A 21413-nucleotide genomic window follows, 5' to 3' on the forward strand; every position below is an offset into this window, starting at 1 on the left:
CCGCGTCGGAGCGACGGCGTCAGGACTGCTCGGCGAACGAGGGCAGATCCGTCGCGGCCGACTCCGGCAGCAGCGGCAGCACGCCGTTGATCTTCGCCGTGCGCAGCACGCGGTCGAGCAGCAGGTCGAAGTGGTGCGCCATCTCCTGCGCGCTCTCGCCCGGCCAGATGTGCAGCGGCTTCGCGGCGCCCTGCGCCTGCTGCAGCGACGTGCGCTCCGGCAGCTGGGGCGAGAGCACGAGCGGCCCGAACATGTCGCGCAGCTCCTTGATGCGGAACTGGTGCTCGAGCGACTGCACCCGCGCGCGGTTCACGATGATGCCGAGCGGCTGGAGGCGGGGGGAGAGCCCGCGGCGGATCTCCTCGATCGCGCGCAGGGCGCGGTCGGCGGCGGCCACGGAGAACAGGCCGGGCTCGGTCACGACCGCCACGCGGTCGGAGGCCGCCCACGCGGTGCGCGTCAGGGCGTTGAGCGAGGGCGCGCAGTCGATGAGCACGAGGTCGTACTCCCGCTCGACGTGGGCGAGGGCCTCCTCGAGCTTCCAGATGTCGCGGATCGACGGGTGCGGCCCGTCGAAGTTGATCGCCGAGGGCGAGCCGATGAGCACGTCGACGGTGCCGCTGCGGCCGCGTGTCCAGCCCGACGGCGCGATCGCCGAGCGGACGATCTTCTCCTTCGGCGCCGCCAGCACGTCGGCGACGTTGAGGTGGCCGGCGACGGCGATGTCCATGCCGGTCGAGACGTCGGACTGGGGATCGAGATCGACGACCAGCGTCGAGATCCCGCGCGAGAACGCCGCGGAGGCGAGGCCGAGCGTCACCGTGGTCTTCCCCACGCCCCCCTTGAGGGAGCTGACGCTCAGCACGTGCATGAAGGCCAACCTACCTTCACTACGCTGGAAGAACACACAAGCGTGACGGCACAGCCGCTGGCGTGCCGGAGGGAGCCGGATGTTCACCAAGATCCTCGTGGCCAATCGTGGAGAGATCGCGATCCGGGCATTCCGGGCCGCCGTCGAGCTCGGCGCCAAGACGGTGGCCGTGTATCCCTACGAGGATCGCAACTCCCTGCACCGCCTCAAGGCGGATGAGGCGTACCTCATCGGCGAGGAGGGCCACCCGGTCCGTGCCTACCTCGACGTCGCGGAGATCATCCGCGTCGCGAAGGAGTCCGGCGCGGATGCGATCTACCCCGGCTACGGCTTCCTGTCCGAGAATCCGGACCTCGCCCGTGCCGCCGCCGACAACGGCATCACCTTCATCGGCCCGGATGCCTCCGTGCTCGAGATGGCCGGCAACAAGGTGACCGCGAAGGAGCACGCCATCAAGGCCGGCGTGCCCGTGCTCGACTCGAGCCCCGCGACCACCGACATCGACCTGCTCGTCTCGGAGGCCGACCGCATCGGCTTCCCCGTCTTCGCGAAGGCGGTCGCCGGCGGCGGCGGCCGCGGCATGCGCCGCGTCGAGCGCGCAGAGGACCTCCGCGCCGCGCTCGAGGAGGCGATGCGGGAGGCCGACAGCGCGTTCGGCGACGCGACGATGTTCCTCGAGCAGGCCGTGCTGCGCCCGCGCCACATCGAGGTGCAGATCCTCGCCGACCGGCACGGCCACACCATGCACCTGTTCGAGCGCGACTGCTCGATCCAGCGCCGCAACCAGAAGGTCGTCGAGATCGCCCCGGCGCCGAACCTCGACCAGTCGATCCGCGAGGCGCTCTACCGCGACGCGATCGCCTTCGCCGAGTCGATCGGCTACCAGAACGCCGGGACCGTCGAGTTCCTGCTCGACACCGTCGGCGAGCGCGCCGGCGAGCACGTCTTCATCGAGATGAACCCGCGCATCCAGGTCGAGCACACGGTGACCGAGGAGGTCACCGACGTCGACCTCGTGCAGTCGCAGATGCGCATCGCCTCGGGGGAGACCCTCGACGACCTCGGCCTCTCGCGCGAGACCGTCGTGCTGCACGGCGCCGCGATCCAGTGCCGCATCACGACGGAGGACCCGGCCTCCGGCTTCCGCCCCGACACCGGCAAGATCACCACCTACCGCTCGCCGGGCGGCGCCGGTGTGCGCCTCGACGGCGGCACCGTCGACCCGGGCGCCCAGATCAGCCCGCACTTCGACTCGATGCTCGCGAAGATGACCTGCCGCGGGCGCGACTTCTCCACCGCCGTCGCCCGCGCCCGCCGCGGCCTCGCCGAGTTCCGCATCCGCGGCGTCACGACGAACATCCCGTTCCTCCAGGGCGTGCTCGCCGACCCGTCCTTCCAGGCAGGCGACTTCAGCACCCTGTTCATCGGGGAGCGGCCGGAGCTGCTCGAGTACACCGAGTCGCGCGACCGCGGCACGAAGGTGCTGAACTGGCTCGCCGACGTGACCGTCAACCTGCCGAACGGCACGGTCGGCCGTGCGATCGACCCGGCGCTGAAGCTGCCGGAGCTCGACCTCGCCGCGCCGGCTCCGAGCGGCTCGCGCCAGCGGCTGCTCGAGCTCGGCCCGGTCGGCTTCTCGTCGGCGCTGCGCCAGCAGACGGCCCTCGCGGTCACCGAGACCACGTTCCGCGACGCCCACCAGTCGCTGCTCGCCACCCGCGTGCGCACCCGGGACCTCGTCGCGGCGCTGCCGTACACGGCGCGGATGACCCCGCAGCTGCTCTCGGTCGAGGCCTGGGGCGGCGCGACCTACGACGTCGCGCTGCGCTTCCTCGGCGAGGACCCGTGGGAGCGGCTCGACACGATGCGCCAGGCCCTGCCGAACGTGGCCATCCAGATGCTGCTGCGCGGGCGCAACACGGTCGGCTACACGCCGTACCCGACGCAGGTGACGGATGCGTTCGTCCGGGAGGCGGCGGCCTCCGGCATCGACATCTTCCGCATCTTCGACGCGCTCAACGACGTCGGGCAGATGCGCCCGGCGATCGACGCGGTGCTCGAGACCGGCACCACGGTCGCCGAGGTCGCGCTCTGCTACACCGGCGACCTGCTCGACCCGGACGAGAAGCTCTACACGCTCGACTACTACCTCCGCCTCGCGGAGCAGATCGTCGAGGCGGGGGCGCACATCATCGCGATCAAGGACATGGCGGGCCTGCTCCGCGCCGGCGCGGCCGAGAAGCTCGTCGGCGCCCTGCGCGAGCGCTTCGACCAGCCGGTGCACGTGCACACGCACGACACGGCCGGCGGTCAGCTCGCCACCCTGCTCGCGGCGAGTCGCGCCGGGGCGGACGCCGTCGACGCGGCCAGCGCGCCGATGTCGGGCACCACGTCGCAGCCGAGCCTGTCGGCGCTCGTCGCCGCGACGGCGCACACCGACCGCGACACCGGGCTGAGCCTGCGCGCCGTCAGCGACCTCGAGCCCTACTGGGAGGCCGTGCGCACGGCCTACAAGCCGTTCGAGTCCGGCCTGCCGGGCCCGACCGGCCGGGTGTACAAGCACGAGATCCCGGGCGGCCAGCTCTCCAACCTGCGCCAGCAGGCCATCGCGCTCGGCCTCGCCGACCACTTCGAGCGCATCGAGGACTACTACGCCGCGGCGAACCGCATCCTCGGCGACATCCCGAAGGTGACGCCGTCGTCGAAGGTCGTCGGCGACCTCGCGCTCGCCCTCGTGGCGGCCGACGCCGACCCGGACGACTTCGAGCAGAACCCGCAGAAGTACGACATCCCGGACTCCGTCATCGGCTTCGTCGCCGGCGAGCTCGGCGACCCGCCCGGAGGCTGGCCCGAGCCGTTCCGCACGAAGGTGCTGGAGGGGCGCGAGGTGCGGATCGGCGTCGAGGACGTCTCGGACGACGACCTCGGCCTGCTGGACGGCGAGGACGCCGGCGCCCGCCGCGCGACCCTGAACCGGCTGCTGTTCCCGGCGCCGACCCGGCAGTTCGACCAGCTCCGCGAGCTGTTCGGCGACCTGTCGGTCGTCGACACGATCGACTACCTCTACGGTCTGCGTCCCGGCGTCGAGCACGTCGTGCACATGGGCACCGGCGTCAACCTCTTCATCGGCCTCGAGGCCATCGGCGAGGCGGACGAGAAGGGCGTGCGCACGGTCATGACCACGCTCAACGGGCAGCTGCGACCGGTGTTCGTGCGCGACCGCGGCATCGCCGTCGAGGTGACGAGCGCCGAGAAGGCCGACTCCGCGAAGCCGGGCCACGTGCCCGCGCCGTTCTCCGGCGTCGTGACGCTGAAGGTGGCGGAGGGCGACACGGTCGAGGCCGGCGCCGCGGTGGCCTCGATCGAGGCGATGAAGATGGAGGCCGCGATCACCACGCCGGTCGCCGGACGCGTCGCGCGGCTCGCCATCCCGACCACCCAGCAGGTGGACGCGGGCGACCTGCTCGTCGTCGTGGAGTAGGTCGGAGCGCGTCGCGGCCACGTTCTACACTGTGATGTCCGTCGCCTGACGGGCGGAACGGACGGAGGCCGCGATGTCGGATGCGCGCGACCGCACCGGAGCCGGGGACGAGCCCGCCCCCGCGCGCGACGTCGGACGTCACGGCGAGCTCCACCTGCGCGACGACCGGCTCATCGAGGTCCCGGAGCCGATCACGGTGAGCGTCGACCTCGACCTGCCGCTGCCCGTGCACATCGTGCCCGAGGACGAGGCGGCGGTGGCGATCGACGACATCGCGATCCGCGCCGACGGGGCGACCGCCTCCACGACCTCCATCGTCATCCCCGCGCCGCGACCGGTCGCGCAGGCCGAGCCGGAGCCGGAGATCGTGCCGCTGCCGGCGGACGACGCCGCGCTGTACTCGCGCCGCAGCCGCGCCGCCGGCGTCGCCACCTCGCCCGAGCCGGCCGCGATGCTCACGCCCGAGCGGCTGCTCGACCGCCGCGGCTCGCGCCGCGTCGCGCCGGAGGGCTTCTGGCAGCACCTGCTCTACCAGGGCACGTTCCACCTCGTGAACGTCGGCGACTCCGCGGCCGCCCGCGCCCGCAAGGCCGTCGACGCGCGCATCTCGAAGCGGCTCGAGGGCGGCACCCGGTTCGTGCCGGTGCTCACCCGCAAGGGCGGTGTCGGCAAGACCACGATCACCACCCTGCTCGGGATGGCGCTGGCCGACGTGCGCGAGGACCGCATCGTCGCGATCGATGCGAACCCCGACCGCGGCACGCTGTCCGAGCGCGTCGCGAAGCAGACCCGGTCGACCGTGCGCGACCTCGTGAACCACGCGCCGGCGATCACCGACTTCGGCGAGCTGTCGACGCACGTGTCGCGCGACGAGACCCGGCTCGACGTGCTCGCGTCCGACACCGATCCGCTGCTCTCCGAGGCGTTCGACGAGAACGACTACAACGTCGTCGCCGACCTCGTCGCCCGCTACTACTCGCTGGTGCTGACCGACTGCGGCACCGGCATCGTGCACTCCGTCATGCGCGCCACCCTGCAGCGCGCCGACTCGGTCGTGATCGTCTCCGGCGGCAGCGTCGACGAGGCGCGGCTCGCCTCCGAGACGCTGACCTGGCTCGAGGCGAACGGCTACGGCGCGCTCGTGCGCAACGCGGTCGTCGCCATCAACACGGCGACGCAGGGCACGAACCTCGTCAAGCTCGACGAGATCGAGCGGCACTTCCAGTCGCGCGTGCGCGAGGTCGTCCGCATCCCGTACGACCCCGAGCTCGCCGCCGGCAGCGTCGTCCGCTACCGCCAGCTCAAGCCCTTCACCCGCGACTCCGCCCGGCACCTGGCCGCGCTCGTGGTCGACGGGCTGCCCGCCGAACGCGACTAGCGCTCCCGATCCCGTCGAAGGACCCCCGCCAGCTCATGACCGAGCGCCAGATCCGCCTGTTCGGCGACCCCGTCCTCCGCTCGCCCGCCGACCCCGTCGTGCTCGGCGCGGCGGGCAACCAGGGGCTCGTCGACGACCTGCTCGAGACCGTCGAGGTGCCCGGCCGCGCCGGCGTCGCCGCGCCGCAGATCGGCGTCGGCCTCCGCGCCTTCAGCTGGAACATCGACGGCGACATCGGCTACGTGCTCAACCCCGAGATCGTGGAGCTGCGCGGCGAGCCCGAGCTCGTCGACGAGGGCTGCCTGTCGGTGCCGGGCTTCTACTTCCCGCGGCCGCGGCACCCGTACGCGCGGGTGCGCGGCGTCGACCTCGACGGGAACGCGATCGAGGTCGAGGGGGAGGGCGTCATGGCGCAGATGCTGCAGCACGAGACCGACCACCTCGACGGCGTGCTCTACGTGTTCGGCCTCGAGCCGGAGACGCGCCGCGACGCGCTCCGGCTCATCCGCGAGTCGGACTGGTTCCGCGTCTGACGACTCCTGCGGGATAGCCCGCCGACGCCGCCGTCGACGGGCCCGGGGATCGGGTCGGCTGCGGCTAGTGCGCGAGCGAGACGCCCTGCGTCTCCGTCGACGAGGTCGGCGTGTACATCGCCTCGATGTCGGCGGCGAAGTCCTTCACGATCACGTTGCGCTTGATCGACATCTTCGGGGTCAGGTGGCCGGAGGCCTCCGTGAACTCGAGCGGCAGGATCGTGAACTTGCGGATGGACTCCGCCCGCGAGACGCGCGCGTTCGCGCCGTCGACGGCCTTCTGCACCTCGGCGATCACCTTCGGGTGCTTCGCGGCCTGCTCGAGCGGCAGGTCGGCGGCCTCCCCGTTGTTGTTGAGCCAGACCGGCAGCATCTCCGGGTCGAGCGTCACCAGCGCGGCGATGAACGGCTTCTGGTCGCCGACGACGACCACCTGGCCGACGAGCGGGTTCGCGCGGATCGGGTCCTCGAGCCCGGCGGGGGCGACGTTCTTGCCGCCCGCCGTCACGATGATCTCCTTCGTGCGGCCGGTGATCGTGAGGTAGCCGTCCTCGTCGAGGGAGCCGATGTCGCCGGTCTTGAACCACTCGCCGTCGAACGCCGCGGCGGTCGCCTCGGGGTTGTTCCAGTAGCCGCGGAAGACGTCGATGCCCTTGACCTGGATCTCGCCGCCCTCGGCGATGCGGATGCCGACGCCCGGCAGCGCGGGGCCGACGGTGCCGATCTTGAACTTGTCGACGAGGTTCACGCTCGCCGGCGCCGTGGTCTCGGTGAGGCCGTAGCCCTCGAGCACCCGGACGTCGAGGCTGCGGAAGAAATGCCCGAGGCGGGTGCCGAGCGGGGCGGATCCGGAGACGGCGTAGCGGATGCGGCCGCCCATCGCCTTCCGGATGGTCGAGTAGACGAGCCGGTCGAACAGCGCGAACCGGAGCCGGAGGCCGAGCGGCACGCGGCCGGCGTCGAGCGCCTTCGAATGCGCGATCGCGACCTCGGCGGCGGCGCGGAAGATCGCGCCCTTGCCGCCGGCCTCGGCCTTCTGCTCGGCCGAGTTGTAGACCTTCTCGAACACCCGGGGCACGGCGAGCAGGAACGTGGGCTGGAAGCTGCCGAGCGACTCGAGCAGCCGCTTCGTGTCGGCCTGGTGCCCGACCTTGACGCCGGAGTAGACGCTCATCACCGAGATGAAGCGCGCGAACACGTGGGCCGTCGTGATGAAGAGCAGCGTCGACGAGCCCTGCTCGACGACGGGGCCCATCGCGGCGGCCGCGTTGCGCGACAGCTCGACGAAGTTCGAGTGGGTGAGGATGCAGCCCTTCGGCACGCCGGTCGAGCCGCTCGTGTAGATGAGCGTCGCCAGGTCGTCGCCGTTCGCGGCGCTGCGGCGGGCCTCGATCTCCTCGTCGGTCACGGCGGAGCCGCTCGCGGCGAGCTTGTCGAGGTCGCCGAGGTGCAGCTGCCAGACGTCGCCGATACCCGGCAGCTCGCCGCGCACCTCGTCGAAGCGGAGGAAGTGCTCCGGCGTCTCCACGATGAGGCGCGAGGCGCCCGAGTCGTCGAGGTTGAACTGGATCTGCGCGGGGGAGGAGGTCTCGTAGACCGGCACGAGCACCGCGCCGGCGAACCAGGTCGCGAAGTCGATGAGCGTCCACTCGAAGCGGGTGCGGCAGATGAGGCCGATCTTGTCGCCCGGCTGCACGCCGGCGGCGACGAGGCCCTTGGCCAGCTCGACGACGCGGCGGTGGAATTCCGCCGTCGACATATCCGACCAGCCGCCGTCGGCGGTCGGCAGCGAGAACAGCGGAGCGTCGGGGCTCGTGCGCACGCGGTGCAGCAGCAGATCGGTCGCGTTGAGCGACGGGTCCGCCTCGACCAGGGCGGGGACGGTGGACTCGTTCACGGCAGCTCCTTCGACACCGGGGACAGTCCCGTCATCCTACGGTCCCGTGCTGGGGATCCCCCGCTCATAGAATCGGGGGGTGCACGCGATCGGGATCGACATCGGCGGGACCAAGATCGCGGGGGCGGTGGTCACGGATCTCGGCGAGATCGTCGCGGACGACCGCGTGCCGACGCCCGCGGGCGATCCGTCCGCGATCGTCGATGCCGTCGTCGACATGATCCGCCGGCTCTCGTCCGGCACGGAGGTCATCGCGGCGGGCGTCGCCGCCGCGGGCTTCATCGACGCGGCGCAGTCGACCGTCTACTACGCGCCGAACATCAACTGGCGCAACGAGCCGTTCCGCCAGCGCATCACCGAGCGGCTGCCCGACATCGAGATCACGATCGACAACGACGCGAACGCGGCCGGCTGGGCCGAGTTCCGCTACGGCGCCGGGCGGATGACCTCAGACATGACGATGCTCACGATCGGCACCGGGGTGGGCGGTGCGGTCGTCGTGAACGACCACCTGCTGCGCGGCGGCTTCGGCTCGGCCGGCGAGATCGGCCACCTCCGCGTCGTGCCGGGCGGGCTGCCGTGCGGCTGCGGCGCCCGCGGCTGCATCGAGCAGTACGGCTCCGGCCGCGCGCTGCTCCGGATGGCGAACTCCATCGCCGACGCGGGCGGCATCGGCCAGTCGCTGGCGATCGCCCGCGAGCGCGACGGCGCGCTCGACGGCGCGACCGTCGGCGCGCTCATCCAGGACGGCGACCCGGGCGCGCTGGCCGCACTCCGCGAGCTCGGCGGCTGGCTCGGGCAGGCCTGCGCCTCGCTCAGCGCCGTGCTCGACCCGCAGGTCTTCGTGTTCGGCGGCGGCGTCGCCGCGGCGGGGGAGCGACTGCTCGAGCCGATCCGCGAGGCGTACCTCGCGCACCTGCCGGCACGCGGCTACCATCCTGAGGCGCAGTTCGCGACGGCCGAGCTCGTCAACGACGCCGGCGTGGTCGGCGCGGCCGACCTGGCCCGCCTCCGGGCGCAGACGCTCTAGGGAGAAGCCATGTTCTACGCGTTCCTGAAGAACGTCGTGCTGGGCCCGTTCCTGTTCACGGTGTTCCGGCCGTGGATCCGCGGCATCGAGAACCTGCCGCGCGAGGGCGCCGTCATCCTCGCGTCGAATCACCTGTCCTTCATCGACTCGGTGTTCCTGCCGATCGCGGTGGACCGCCGCATCCGCTTCCTCGCGAAGAGCGAGTACTTCACGATGCCCGGCATCAAGGGCTGGTTCATCAAGCAGTTCTTCCTCGGCATCGGCCAGCTGCCGATCGACCGCTCGGGCGGGCGAGCCTCGGAGGCGTCGCTCAACACCGGCCTGCAGGTCCTGGCCGACGGCGAGCAGCTCGGCATCTACCCCGAGGGCACCCGCTCGCCCGACGGCCGCCTCTACCGCGGCCGCACCGGCATCGCCCGCATGGTGCTCGAGGGCCGCGTGCCCGTCGTGCCCGTCGCCATGATCGACACCGAGAAGGCCATGCCGACCGGCACGCTCATGCCGAAGGTGCGCCGCATCGGCATCGTGTTCGGCGAGCCGCTCGACTTCTCGCGCTTCCACGGCCTCGAGGGCGACCGCTTCGTGCTCCGCTCGATCACCGACGAGATCATGTACGAGCTGTCGCGCCTCAGCGGCCAGGAGTACGTCGACGTCTACGCCTCCTCGGCCAAGACGCCGAAGGCTGCGAAGGCCTCCGCGACGGCCCGCGCTGGCCGCGCCCGCGCGAAGGCCGTGGCGCGCGCCGGGGCGGCCTCCTGACCCGTCCCGGTCGTCCGATCGGCCCCGCCGCCGCGTGCCGGTGAGCACTGCCCCGCTCGGATACGCTTGACCCTCGTGACCCTTCCCGCCGAACCCGTCGTCCTCGCCGATCCCGAGGTGGTCGAGGGTCTGGACTATTGGCGGAGCCTCCCGATCAAGCAGCAGCCGGCCTGGTCGGATGCGGCGGCCGCCGCCGCGGCGTCCGCGGAGATCGCGACCATGCCGCCGCTGGTGTTCGCGGGCGAGATCGACATCCTGCGCGAGCGGCTCGCGAACGCGGCCCAGGGCAGGGCGTTCCTGCTGCAGGGCGGCGACTGCGCCGAGACCTTCGCCGGCGCGACCGCCGAGCAGATCCGCAACCGCGTGAAGACGATCCTGCAGATGGCCGTGGTGCTCACCTACGGCGCGTCGATGCCGATCGTGAAGATGGGCCGGATGGCGGGCCAGTTCGCCAAGCCGCGCTCGAGCGACGACGAGACGCGCGGCGGCGTGACGCTGCCGGCCTACCGCGGCGACATCGTCAACGGCTACGACTTCACGCCGGAGTCGCGCCAGGCCGATCCCCGCCGGCTCGTGCAGGGCTACCACACGGCAGCGTCGACGCTGAACCTCATCCGCGCGTTCACGCAGGGCGGGTTCGCCGACCTGCGCGAGGTGCACTCCTGGAACCGCGGCTTCGCGCAGAACCCGGCCAACCAGCGCTACGAGGGCCTGGCCAAGGAGATCGACCGCGCCATCCGCTTCATGGAGGCCGCCGGCGCCGACTTCGACGAGCTCAAGCGCGTCGAGTTCTACACCGGGCACGAGGGCCTGCTCATGGACTACGAGCGCCCGATGACGCGGATCGACTCCCGCAACGGCACACCGGTCGACACGAGCGCGCACTTCCTCTGGATCGGGGAGCGCACGCGCGACCTCGACGGCGCCCACGTCGACTTCTTCTCGCGCATCCGCAACCCGCTCGGCGTCAAGCTCGGGCCGTCGACGACCGCGGACGACATGCGCCGCCTCATCGACAAGCTCGATCCCGAGCGCGAGCCCGGCCGCCTGACGTTCATCACGCGGATGGGCGCGTCGCGCATCCGGGACGCACTGCCCCCGCTGCTCGAGGCCATCAAGGGCATGGACGCGCAGCCGCTCTGGGTCACCGACCCGATGCACGGCAACGGCATCACGACGCCGACGGGCTACAAGACCCGCCGCTTCGAGGAGATCGTCGACGAGGTGCAGGGCTTCTTCGAGTCGCACCGCGCCGCGGGCACGCACCCGGGCGGCATCCACGTCGAGCTGACCGGCGACGACGTGACCGAGTGCCTCGGCGGCTCCGAGCACATCGACGAGGCGACGCTCGCGACGCGCTACGAGTCGCTGTGCGACCCGCGACTGAACCACATGCAGTCGCTGGAGCTCGCGTTCCTCGTCGCCGAGGAGCTCGCGAAGTAGCCTGCCGGCCCTCGCGCTAGAAGTTGTTCTTCAGCGTGATCTTGATCGTCGACCCCTTCGGGGCCGTGCCGCTCTGATCGGGATCGACCTTGTCGACGACGAACGAGCCGGGGCTGAAGTCGGCGAGGCTCTTCACCGGGCCGCCGTTCGTGATCTGCACGACGAACTGCGCGTCGGCCAGCGCCTTCTTCGCCTTGTCCCAGGTCAGCCCGACCACGTCCGGGATCTCCACGGGCGGCGGGCCGGTCGAGACGATGAGCGTGACGGTGTCGTCCGGGCGGATGGGCTTCGAGTAGTCGCCGCCCACGAGCCCGATGACCTGCCCGTCGGGCACCGTGTCGCTCGCGATCTGCTGCTGGTCGGGCGACACCTGGAGGCCCGCCTCCTGCAGCAGCTTCGTCGCGTCGGCGACCGAGTGGTTCGCGATGTCCGGGAAGGGCCCGGCCGAGAGCACGAGCGCGATCGGCTGCTGCTCGCCGTACTGGGTGACGTCCTTCAGGCTCTGCTGCTCGACGCCGTCGATGGTGCCGAGGGCGTCGATCACGTGCCCCTGCTCGATCTGCGGGTCGAACTGGGTCGTCTCCCCGTCGAGCCGCCAGTGCGACTCGACGAGCGTCTTCGCGTCCGACTCGGTCTGGCCGACGAGGGTGCCGAGGTCGTACGGACGCGGACCGTTCGAGACGATGAGCGTGATGAGCGCGTCCTTGTCGGCCGCGGTGCCCTTCGCCGGGTCGGTGCCGACGACGCTGCCCTTGGGCACGTCGACCGACCAGTCCGTCTTCACGTCGGGTGCGACGCGGAAGCCGGCCTCCTGCAGCGTCGAGGTGGCATCCGCGACGGAGGCCCCGGCGACTCCGGGCACGCCGACGCGGGCGCCCGGCCCGAAGCCGAAGTACCAGCCGGCGCCGCCGGCGAGTGCGACGAGCAGCACGACGACGAGGGCGATGATCCAGCCGCGTCCCCGACGGCGGCGCGCGCTGGTCGCGAGGGCGGAGGTCGCCTCCGAGAGCTCCGGCGCCGGCGCGGTGTCGGCGTCCGCGCGGATGACGGGGGCCGGCGGGCGCGGCGGCACGCCGCCGAGCACCTGGGTGGCGGCGTCGGGGGAGACCCCGCGCGGCGCCGCCGGCAGCACGAGCGTGCGCTGCGCCGCGGTCCGCGACGTCGCGGGCGGCAGCGCCGTGCTGAGCTCGGTCTCGGTGTCGCGCAGCTGGTCGAGGAGGGCGCGGGCGTCGGCGGGGCGCTCCTCGGGATCGCGGGCCGTCGCCCAGAGCACCAGCTCGTCGAGCTCGGCGGGCACGCCGGGCAGGGCGATGCTCGGCGCCGGCACGGAGTCGTTCGCGTGCTGGTAGGCGATCTGCATCGGCTGCTCGCCCTTGTACGGCTGCTCGCCGGTGAGCATCTCGTACATCATGATGCCGACCGCGTAGATGTCGCTGCGGGTGTCCGCGACGCCGCGGGTCACGAGCTCGGGGGAGAGGTAGGCGATCGTGCCCAGCAGCGCGGCGCCGGTCGCGGTGTTCGCGCTGGCGGCGCGGGCCAGGCCGAAGTCGCCGATCTTGATGCGGCCGTCGTCGGCCAGCAGCACGTTCTCCGGCTTGAGGTCGCGGTGCACGATGCCGGCCTTGTGAGCGGCGGCGAGGCCCGAGAGCACGGCCTCCGCGATGTCGATCGTCTGCTCCGAGGTGAGCGCGCCGTAGTCGTGCAGCAGGTCGCGCAGCGTGATGCCCGGCAGGTACTCCATGACGAGATACGCGCTCTCGTCGTCCTGCCCCTGGTCGAAGACGTTGACCACGTTCGGGTGCGCCAGACGGGCGGCCGACCGGGCCTCCTGGATGAAGCGCTGCTTGAACTGGCTGTCGTCGGCGAGGTGGCCGTGCATGATCTTCACCGCGACGCGGCGCTCGAGGCGCAGGTCCGTCGCCAGGTACACGGTGGCCATGCCGCCGCGGGCGATGCGTGAGCGCACCTGGTACCGGCCGTCGATCAGCCGGCCGATCATCGGATCGGACGTGTTCGCACTCACGCCCGGAAGTCTAGGGACGGGCGCGGGGAATCCCCTGGTGCAACGCGGAGTCCCGCTCGGTTCGGGGCCGGCCGCGATCGGCTCGCGTCGGGAGGGACACGACCGCCGCGTCGTCTCCGGGATGCCGCGTCATATCCGGGACGGGTCGGGAGATCGCGCGGCGATCAGCCCAGGGTTGGTCAGCCCAGGGTTGGTCGCCGGGGCGGGTCGCCCGGGGCGGGTCAGCCGGGGCGGGTCAGCCGAGCTGGGCGAGCCAGGAGACGGCGCTCGTCTCCCAGCGCGCGTAGGCGTCAGGGTAGGCCGAGACCTGCACGGCCTGCGCCGCCTGCGTCAGCGACATGGCCTGCCAGCCCGGGATGTCGAGCAGCCCGCGCGTCACGCCCGTGTTCGGGTTCGACGGCCCGCCGTAGAAGCGGCGCGCGGCCGAGGCCGGGTCGGTGAGCTGCGCCGGCGTGCCCCAGCCGTAGCTCGGGCGCTGCTGGAACAGGCCGACCGAGTCGAGGTGCCCGGTGGACAGGTTGACGAGGCTCGACTCCTGCATCGCGGTGGCGAGCGCGATCACGATGCCGCGGTCCGGCACGCCGAGCTGACGGCCGACGGCGATGATGGTCGTCGCGTTCGCCGTCATGGTGCCCGTGAGCGGCGTGACGCCCGTGCCGATGGGCGTCACCGCGGCCGCGGTCCGGACCGCCGGCGCGGCGGCGGCCGCGCCCGGGATGGTCAGGGTACGGCCGGCGTAGATCAGGCCGGCGCTCGTGAGGCCGTTGGCCGCGAGCACCGCGGCGGTCGTGGTGCCGAAGCGCGTCGCGATCGCCGAGACGGTGTCGCCGGTGCGGATGACGTACGAGGTCGACCCGGCAGCAGCCGCCGGGGTCGGGGCGGCGGCCGGAGCCGGTGCGGCGGCGGGCGCCGGTGCGGCCGAGCCCGGGATGACGAGGCGCTGGCCCGGGTAGATGATGCTCGACGCGCTGAGGCCGTTGGCCGCGAGCAGCGCGGCGGTGGTCGTGCCCTGGCGCTGCGCGATCCCGGAGACGGTGTCGCCGCTCGCGATCGTGTAGGCGCCGCCGGCGCTCGGTGCGGCCTGGGCGGCGGGTGCGGCCGCCGTGCCGCCCGGGAGCGTGAGCACCTGGCCGGGGAAGATGAGCGAGCGCCAGCCCAGTCCGTTCGCGGCGAGCACGGCCGCGGTGGCGAGCCCGTAGCGGCCGGCGATGGAGGCGACCGACTCGCCCGAGGCGACGGTGTGCGTGGTCGGCACGACGGCGACGGCGGCGGGCGTCACGACGGCGGCGACCGCAGGACGCGCGGCGGCGGCCTTGGCCCGCACCGGCTTCTTCACGGCGGCGTGCGCCGGATCAGCCGGCGCCGCGACGCCGATGCCGACGGCGAGCGCTCCCGCGAGCACGATCGGCATGGTGGCTCGCGCCGCGCCTCCCCAGGGCGCGCGAGCATGGACGGACTGCGTCAATGGTTCTTCCCCGCTCAGCCCGGCTTCCCCTCCGGGCGATCGGTCCACGCTGACACAGAAGTAAAGGCGTGTCAATCAGAGTGATCAGTGTGGATTGTGTTACTGGAGTGACGGAATCCGCTGCTCCGGATGGCGGGCGTGATCGTGGCACGCTGGGGGAGTGACCGACAGCGCCCCCGAGTGGCTGACCCTCCCCGATCTCGTCGAGCGGCTGGAGCTGCCGCTCGGCCGTGTCCGACGGCTGATCGAGGATCGCGTGATCCTCGCCACCCGCATCGACGGCGTGCTCAAGGTGCCCGCGTCGTTCCTCCGCGATCACGAGCCGGTGGCCGAGCTGCGCGGCACGATCGTGGTGCTCGGCGACGCCGGCTACTCCGACGAGGAGATCCTGCGCTGGCTCACGTCGCCGGAGGACAGCCTCGGCGTCGCGCCGATCGACGCGCTGCGGGCCGGCCGCAAGGCCGAGGTGCGCCGCGTCGCCCAGTCCCTCGCCTTCTGAGCAGCCGCCCGCCTTCTGAGCAGCCGCCCGCTCCGGCGCCTCAGGCGCTGCGGCGGGTGACGGCGTCGGCGAGCCGCGCGAGCTCGGTCTTCGCGGCCCGCGTGAGCCGGGCCATGCCGAGCGCGGCGATGGCGTCGCCGACGTTGCGCTCGATCATCCGCTCGACCTGATCGACCGCGCCGCTCTCGCGCAGGGCCGACTGGAGCATGGTGATCTGCGCCGCCTCGAGCTCGGGATCGCCGAGCAGCTCGTCGAGCAGCCGCACGGCGTTCGCGGGCAGGCTGCGGCGGGCGAGTGCGATGAGCACGGTGCGCTTGCCCTCGCGGAGGTCGTCGCCGGCGGGCTTGCCGGTCACGTCGGGGTCGCCGAAGACGCCGAGCAGGTCGTCGCGCAGCTGGAACGCGACCCCGAGCGGCACGCCGAAGCGGCGCAGCGTGTCGAGCTGGTCGGGCTCGGCGCCGGCGAGCGCCGCGCCGATCACGAGCGGCGCCTCGACGCTGTACTTGGCCGACTTGTAGAGGATGACGCGGTGCGCGCGGCGCAGCTGCTCCGTCTCCTCGTGACCGCGCCACGAGCCCTCCTCGAGCACGTCGAGGTACTGGCCGGCCGTGACCTCGGTGCGCATGCGGACGAACTCGGCCCGAGCCGCGGCGGCGGTGGCGGGGTCGGCGGCGAGGCCGGCGTCGAGCAGCTCGTCGCTCCAGCCGAGCAGGAGGTCGCCGAGCAGCAGCGCGGCCGACGTGCCGAAGCGTCCCGCGTCGCCGAGCATCCCGCGCTCCGCGTGCAGCGCCTCGAAGCGCCGGTGCACGGACGGTCGCCCCCGGCGCGTGTCGGAGGCGTCCATGATGTCGTCGTGCACGAGCGCCGCGGCGTGGAACAGCTCCAGCGCGGCGGCGACGGTCGTGACCGGCCCGACCTGCTCGGCGCCGATCGACTCCACGAGGTCGTCGGTCTCCGTGGGCAGTCCCGCGGCCGACTGCCAACCCCAGTAGCAGAACAGGGCGCGGAACCGCTTCCCGCCCGCCAGGAGGTCGCGCGCGATGGCGATGTGATCGGCCAGATCCTCCGACACGCGTTCGAGGTCGACGGACCGATCGTCGAGGAAGTCGTCGATGCGCTCCTGGACGAGATCCACAAGGCGCAAACTCCCAGCCACACGCCTAGCCTACCGAGGGTCGCCGACCTACAATGAGGCATCCACGCAGAGCCGTCCCGACCTGCGTACAACTCGCTCTGGCGGCTGACCGCGCAGAGCGGGGGTCCCGACGAAAGGCCACCGAGATGCCACTGTCCGAGCAGGAGCAGCGACTCCTCGACGAGATGGAGCGCAACCTCTACCACAGCGACGCGGACTACGTCGCGACGGTGGGAGCTCGGAGAGGCCGCCCCGGTGCCGGCGCGATCGCGCTCGGCGTCGTCATCGGACTGATCGGGATCGGTGCGCTCCTCGCAGGTGTCGCGACCCGCGTGCCCGTGCTCGGGATCCTCGGCTTCGTCGTGATGTTCGCTGGCGTCGTCATCGCCGTCGCCCCGCCGCGACGCCTGACCGCGCGCCTCGCACCGCGTCGCCACGGCGCCGACCGCGACTGAACCTCACTGCTCCTCCCGTCGTGATGGGAGGCCCGCCTCCACGTTGAGGTGATCCGGAAGGCCGGCCCATCGGGCCGGCCTTCCGTCGTCTCCGGGCGTCCTCCACCGCACTCCCCGCATCCCTCCCTTTCCCTCCCCGGCGACCCGCCCGCCCCTCCCGGCAGCTCTCGTCGACCCGCGTCGTCGAGCGTTCGAGGGCGGGCCGGCTCCCTCTGCGCTTCGTCATGCCCGGATCCGGACCGCATCGTGGGAATCTCCTCCACTCGGTGCTGGCCCGGAATTCCAGGCCTGTCACCCGAATGGGGCCGTCGAAACGCGGTGATCTCCTAGGTTTGTGGATGGGAGTGGAGTAAAGTGGAGCCAACTTCCACTGGCCGGAGCGAAGGGGGACGTCATGCTGCTCGGCACGTTCACCCCGAAGCTCGACGAGAAGGGACGCCTCGTGCTCCCCGCCAAGTTCTGGGATGACTTCTCCGGCGGCCTCGTCATGACCCGCGGACTCGAGCGCAGCGTCTTCCTCTACAGCCAGCGCGAGTTCGAGGACCTCCACGGCCGGATGCGCGAGGCCTCGCTCACGAACAAGCCGGCGCGCGACTTCATGCGCCTCTTCCTCTCGGGCGCGAGCCAGGAGATCCCCGACAAGCAGCGCCGCATCACGGTGCCGGGCCTGCTGCGCGACTACGCGGGCCTCGACCGCGACCTCACGGTCATCGGCGCCGGCACCCGCGCCGAGATCTGGGACACCTCCGCCTGGAACCAGTACTACGCCGACACCGAAGCCCGCTTCTCCGACACCGACGAGGAGGTGATCCCCGGCCTCTTCTAGCGCCCCGGATCCCGACCCCCAGCCGCACGCCCTGCCGTCACTTCCCCGATGACAGGTCGCTCCCGCCCTGGTCTCACTTCCCCGAGACCAGGTCACCGCGGATGGGGATCAGGGTCCGGGGACGGCCGTCCTCCGCCATGGCTCGTCCCGTCCACATCCCCGTCCTGCTCGAGCGCTGCATCGAGCTGCTCGCCCCCGCACTCGAGCGCGAGGGCGCCGTCGTCGTCGACGCGACGCTCGGCCTCGGCGGCCACGCCGAGGCGCTGCTCGAGCGCTTCCCGGCGATCGTGCTCGTCGGCCTCGACCGCGATCCGGCCGCCCTGCGACTCGCGGGGGAGCGGCTCGCCCCCTTCGGCGACCGCTTCCGCCCCGTGCACACCGAGTACGACCGGCTGCCGGAGGCGCTCGACTCGCTCGGCCTGCCGGCCGCCGACGGCATCCTCTTCGACCTCGGCGTCTCGTCGATGCAGCTCGACGAGGTGGAGCGCGGCTTCTCGTACTCGCAGGACGCGCCGCTCGACATGCGGATGGACACCACCGGCGGAATCACCGCCGAGCAGGTGCTCGCCGAGTACGACGAGGCGTCGCTGCGCCGCATCTTCTTCGAGTACGGCGAGGAGAAGCTCGCCCCCCGGTACGCGCGTCGCATCGTCGAGTCGCGGGTCGCCACCCGCCTGACCCGGTCCGGCCAGCTCGTCGAGCTGCTGGTGGCGGCGACGCCGGCCGCGGTGCAGCGCGAGCGGTCGGGACACCCCGCGAAGCGCGTGTTCCAGGCGCTGCGCATCGAGGTGAACCAGGAGCTGGCCATCGTCGAGCGCGCGATCCCGGCCGGCCTCGACGCGCTCGCGCTCGGCGGCCGCATCGTCGTCCTCGCGTACCACTCGCTCGAGGACCGCATCGTCAAGCGCGCCCTCGCGGCGCGCACCGTCTCGACCGCCCCGCGGGGGCTGCCCGTCGAGCTGCCGGAGCACCGGCCCTCGTTCCGACTCCTGGTGCGCGGCGCCGAGCAGGCGGACCAGCAGGAGAAGACCACCAATCCCCGGGCCGCCTCCGTGCGGCTCCGGGCGGCCGAGCGCATCGCGGAGGCGGCATGAGCACCACCCTGGCCCTGGCCCGCCCCCTCCGGTCTCCGGAGACGGAGCAGGAGCACACCCGGCACCTCGAGATCGCGCCCGATCGCGCGCAGCGGCGCGCTCGCCCGCGCCTCATCTACGCGCTCATCGTGGTGGGCGGCATCGGCATGATCCTGCTCGCGCAGCTGCTGCTGAGCATCTCGCTCGCCGACGGCGCGTACCGCATCAGCTCGCTGCAGGTGCAGCAGCGCGACTACTCGCGCCAGGAGAAGGCGCTGAGCGAGAAGCTCTCCGTGCTCGGCTCCACCCAGAACCTCACCGGCCGCGCCGAGGAGCTCGGCATGGTGACGAGCGGCAGCCCGGTGTTCCTCGACGCGACCACCGGGGGCGTCACCGGCAGCGCGACGCCCGCCGGCGGCAGCCTCGTCGGCTCGTCCGGCAACCTCGTGGGCAACTCGCTGCTCGGCGGCGACGGCATCGACGCCTCGGCCGAGCAGGCGGCGCAGGACGCGGCGGCCGGCCAGACGCCGGCCACGGAGGAGGACGGCGGCATCGCGACGGCCGACGGCGGCACCGGCTCCACCGGCGCAACGGGAACCGGTTCGACCGGCACCGGCGCGACGGGCGGCGGGTCGACCGGGACGACGGGCGGCGCGAACGTACCATCGGGCCCGGGCGTCATCCCGTCGCCGACCACGCACTGATCACGCATCGACCGGAGCCCAGGTGAGCCACTCCCGCAGCACCCGACGCCGCCTGGCCGTCACCCTGCTCGTCGTCGCGACGCTCGTCGTCGGCTGCGTCGTGCGGCTCGTCGACCTGCAGGTGATGCGCGCCGACGCCCTCACGGCGGCAGCCGACAAGCAGCAGCGCCTCTCGATCACGACCTACGGCTCGCGCGGCGACATCGTCGACACGAACGGCGTCGTGCTGGCCTCGAGCGTGCAGCGCTGGAACATCACCGCCTCGCCGCGCCTCGCGCTCGGCGGCGACGCGACGTTCGACCGCACGGACGAGAAGGGCGCGAAGACGACCGTCACGGTCGACGAGGCGCTGGCCGAGGTCGCGGACGTCACCAAGGGCGACGCGCAGCAGATGCGCGACACGCTGACCGCGGCCGTCGCGAAGAACCCGGACGCCGACTTCGCGTACCTCTCGAAGTCGGTCGGCCTCGCCGCCTACGACGAGGTGCGCGCGCTGAAGATCCCATGGGTCTACTCGGAGCCGGACACCAGCGCCCGCAGCTACCCGAACGGCGCCGTCGCCGGCAACCTGCTCGGCTTCATGGGCACGGACGCGCCGCTGGCGGGACTCGAGCTCACCCAGCAGGCCTGCCTCGCCGGCACGGACGGCTCGCAGAGCTACGAGCGCAGCCCGCAGGGCGTGCGCATCCCCGGCTCGACCGTGGAGACGAAGGCGGCCGTCGACGGCGGCACCCTGCAGCTCACGATCGACCAGGACCTGCAGTGGTACAGCCAGCAGGTGCTCGCCGAGCAGGCGGCGGTCTACGGCGCGAAGTGGGCCACCGCCTCCGTCGTCCGCATCAAGGACGGCCACATCATGGCCGCGGCCGACTGGCCGAGCGTCGACCCCAACGACGTCTCGGCGACGGCCGCGACCGATCGCGGATCGCGCTTCTTCAGCGCCTCGTTCGAGCCGGGCTCGATCATGAAGCCGGCCACGGTCGCGTCGCTCCTCGACGCCGGCGCGATCACCGCCGACGACAAGCTCGTCGTGCCGGGCCGCTACGACAAGGGCTTCCCGAAGGGCGCGTTCATCAAGGACGTGTTCCCGCACGGCGACATGCACTGGACGGTCGCGGGCATCATCGAGAACTCGTCGAACATCGGCATCTCGATGCTGAGCGAGAGCCTCAGCGTGCAGAAGCGCACCGAGTACCTCAAGAAGTTCGGCTTCGGCTCGAAGACCGCGGTCGGCTTCCAGGCCGAGACCGCGGGCATCGTGCAGAACCCGATCGGCATCGACCCGATCTCCGACAAGGCCCAGCAGTTCGGCCAGGCGATCTCGGTGACCTCGGCGCAGATGGCGAGCATGTACCAGACGCTCGGCAACGGCGGCGTGCAGGTGCCGCTGACGCTCGTCGAGGGCTGCACGCACGCCGACGGCACCGTCACCGGCCAGCCCGACACCACGCCGACCCGCGTGGTCTCCGAGCAGGCGGCGGACGCGACGCTCCTGATGATGGAGACCGTGGCGACCACGTCGAACATCTCGAAGACGGTCTCGATCCCGGGCTACCGGATCGCGGCGAAGACCGGCACGGCGCAGGTCGCGACCCCGTCGGGCAAGTACGGCTCGGACCGCGTGGTCTCGGTCGCGGGGCTCACCACGGTCGACAACCCGGAGTACGCCGTCGTGGTCACCCTCGGCAACCCGGATAAGGTGAAGACGTCAGCAGCGGCCGCCCCGGCGTTCGCCGCGATCATGAAGCAGGTCATCAAGACGTACCGGGTACCGCCGTCCACGACGCCGGTCCCGAACATCCCGCTCACCTGGTGAGCGGAACGGCTAGGAAGCGAGGCCA

17 protein-coding genes are annotated in these 21413 nt (G+C 72.2%); 12 read left to right on the plus strand and 5 right to left on the minus strand.

The genetic code is table 11. From position 1 onward, the window contains the following. Positions 1–19 precede the first annotated feature (19 nt). Entirely contained in the window at positions 20–871 is an 852-nt protein-coding gene (locus tag AC1RSJ_RS06425) for a ParA family protein (protein ID WP_493117515.1), read from the minus strand. A gap of 79 nt (positions 872–950) precedes the next feature. On the opposite strand from AC1RSJ_RS06425, the gene AC1RSJ_RS06430 reads away from it, so the two are divergent. From AC1RSJ_RS06430 to AC1RSJ_RS06440, 3 genes are all read left to right on the plus strand, one after another. Continuing rightward, on the plus strand, positions 951–4352 hold the full coding sequence (locus AC1RSJ_RS06430) for a pyruvate carboxylase (RefSeq protein WP_493117516.1): 3402 nt from the start codon (positions 951–953) through the stop codon (positions 4350–4352). 73 nt (positions 4353–4425) lie between these two features. Continuing rightward, positions 4426–5730 (plus strand): MinD/ParA family ATP-binding protein, encoded by a 1305-nt coding sequence (locus tag AC1RSJ_RS06435; RefSeq protein WP_493117517.1) that lies wholly within the window; start codon positions 4426–4428, stop codon positions 5728–5730. A 35-nt stretch (positions 5731–5765) separates the two neighbouring features. Beyond that, the gene (locus tag AC1RSJ_RS06440) at positions 5766–6263 is read left to right on the plus strand and encodes a peptide deformylase (protein WP_493117518.1); all 498 of its coding nucleotides are present in this window, start codon (positions 5766–5768) and stop codon (positions 6261–6263) included. Between the two features lie 64 nt (positions 6264–6327). Here AC1RSJ_RS06440 and AC1RSJ_RS06445 read toward each other — a convergent pair whose 3' ends face one another. Continuing rightward, positions 6328–8160, minus strand: a complete 1833-nt coding sequence (locus AC1RSJ_RS06445; RefSeq protein ID WP_493117519.1) for an AMP-dependent synthetase/ligase — start codon at positions 8158–8160, stop codon at positions 6328–6330. 79 nt (positions 8161–8239) lie between these two features. Between AC1RSJ_RS06445 and AC1RSJ_RS06450 the strand changes: the two genes are divergently transcribed. The 3 genes from AC1RSJ_RS06450 (at position 8240) to AC1RSJ_RS06460 (ending at position 11392) form a co-directional block, all read left to right on the plus strand. Further along, the gene (locus AC1RSJ_RS06450; protein ID WP_493117520.1) at positions 8240–9190 is read left to right on the plus strand and encodes an ROK family protein; all 951 of its coding nucleotides are present in this window, start codon (positions 8240–8242) and stop codon (positions 9188–9190) included. A gap of 9 nt (positions 9191–9199) precedes the next feature. Then, on the plus strand, positions 9200–9949 hold the full coding sequence (locus AC1RSJ_RS06455; RefSeq protein ID WP_493117521.1) for a lysophospholipid acyltransferase family protein: 750 nt from the start codon (positions 9200–9202) through the stop codon (positions 9947–9949). Positions 9950–10024: 75 nt separating this feature from the next. Further along, a complete protein-coding gene (locus tag AC1RSJ_RS06460; RefSeq protein ID WP_493117522.1) occupies positions 10025–11392 on the plus strand; it encodes a class II 3-deoxy-7-phosphoheptulonate synthase in 1368 nt (455 codons plus the stop codon). A gap of 16 nt (positions 11393–11408) precedes the next feature. On the opposite strand, the gene pknB is transcribed toward AC1RSJ_RS06460, so the two are convergent. Together pknB and AC1RSJ_RS06470 are read right to left on the minus strand one after the other, a co-directional pair. Next, complete coding sequence (pknB, locus tag AC1RSJ_RS06465; protein ID WP_493117714.1) at positions 11409–13391, minus strand: Stk1 family PASTA domain-containing Ser/Thr kinase; 1983 nt, start codon at positions 13389–13391, stop codon at positions 11409–11411. Between the two features lie 259 nt (positions 13392–13650). Beyond that, positions 13651–14826, minus strand: a complete 1176-nt coding sequence (locus AC1RSJ_RS06470; RefSeq protein WP_493117523.1) for a LysM peptidoglycan-binding domain-containing protein — start codon at positions 14824–14826, stop codon at positions 13651–13653. A gap of 214 nt (positions 14827–15040) precedes the next feature. Here AC1RSJ_RS06470 and AC1RSJ_RS06475 point away from each other — a divergent pair, with 214 nt between their 5' ends. Further along, a complete protein-coding gene (locus tag AC1RSJ_RS06475) occupies positions 15041–15379 on the plus strand; it encodes an Rv2175c family DNA-binding protein (RefSeq protein ID WP_493117524.1) in 339 nt (112 codons plus the stop codon). Between the two features lie 40 nt (positions 15380–15419). Here AC1RSJ_RS06475 and AC1RSJ_RS06480 read toward each other — a convergent pair whose 3' ends face one another. Next, positions 15420–16535, minus strand: a complete 1116-nt coding sequence (locus AC1RSJ_RS06480) for a polyprenyl synthetase family protein (RefSeq protein ID WP_493117525.1) — start codon at positions 16533–16535, stop codon at positions 15420–15422. A 125-nt stretch (positions 16536–16660) separates the two neighbouring features. Here AC1RSJ_RS06480 and AC1RSJ_RS06485 point away from each other — a divergent pair, with 125 nt between their 5' ends. The 5 genes from AC1RSJ_RS06485 (at position 16661) to AC1RSJ_RS06505 (ending at position 21388) form a co-directional block, all read left to right on the plus strand. Next, positions 16661–16969, plus strand: coding sequence for a DUF3040 domain-containing protein (locus AC1RSJ_RS06485; RefSeq protein ID WP_493117526.1), 309 nt, complete (start codon positions 16661–16663; stop codon positions 16967–16969). 394 nt (positions 16970–17363) lie between these two features. Then, positions 17364–17795, plus strand: coding sequence for a division/cell wall cluster transcriptional repressor MraZ (mraZ, locus tag AC1RSJ_RS06490; RefSeq protein ID WP_493117527.1), 432 nt, complete (start codon positions 17364–17366; stop codon positions 17793–17795). 137 nt (positions 17796–17932) lie between these two features. After that, complete coding sequence (rsmH, locus tag AC1RSJ_RS06495) at positions 17933–18889, plus strand: 16S rRNA (cytosine(1402)-N(4))-methyltransferase RsmH (RefSeq protein WP_493117528.1); 957 nt, start codon at positions 17933–17935, stop codon at positions 18887–18889. After that, entirely contained in the window at positions 18886–19572 is a 687-nt protein-coding gene (ftsL, locus tag AC1RSJ_RS06500) for a cell division protein FtsL (protein ID WP_493117529.1), read from the plus strand. The genes rsmH and ftsL overlap by 4 nt, the downstream gene beginning before the upstream one ends. Positions 19573–19594: 22 nt before the next feature. Further along, entirely contained in the window at positions 19595–21388 is a 1794-nt protein-coding gene (locus tag AC1RSJ_RS06505) for a peptidoglycan D,D-transpeptidase FtsI family protein (RefSeq protein ID WP_493117530.1), read from the plus strand. Positions 21389–21413 lie beyond the last annotated feature (25 nt).

The sequence above is a fragment of the Schumannella sp. GW821-FHT10F01 genome (genome assembly GCF_058809295.1).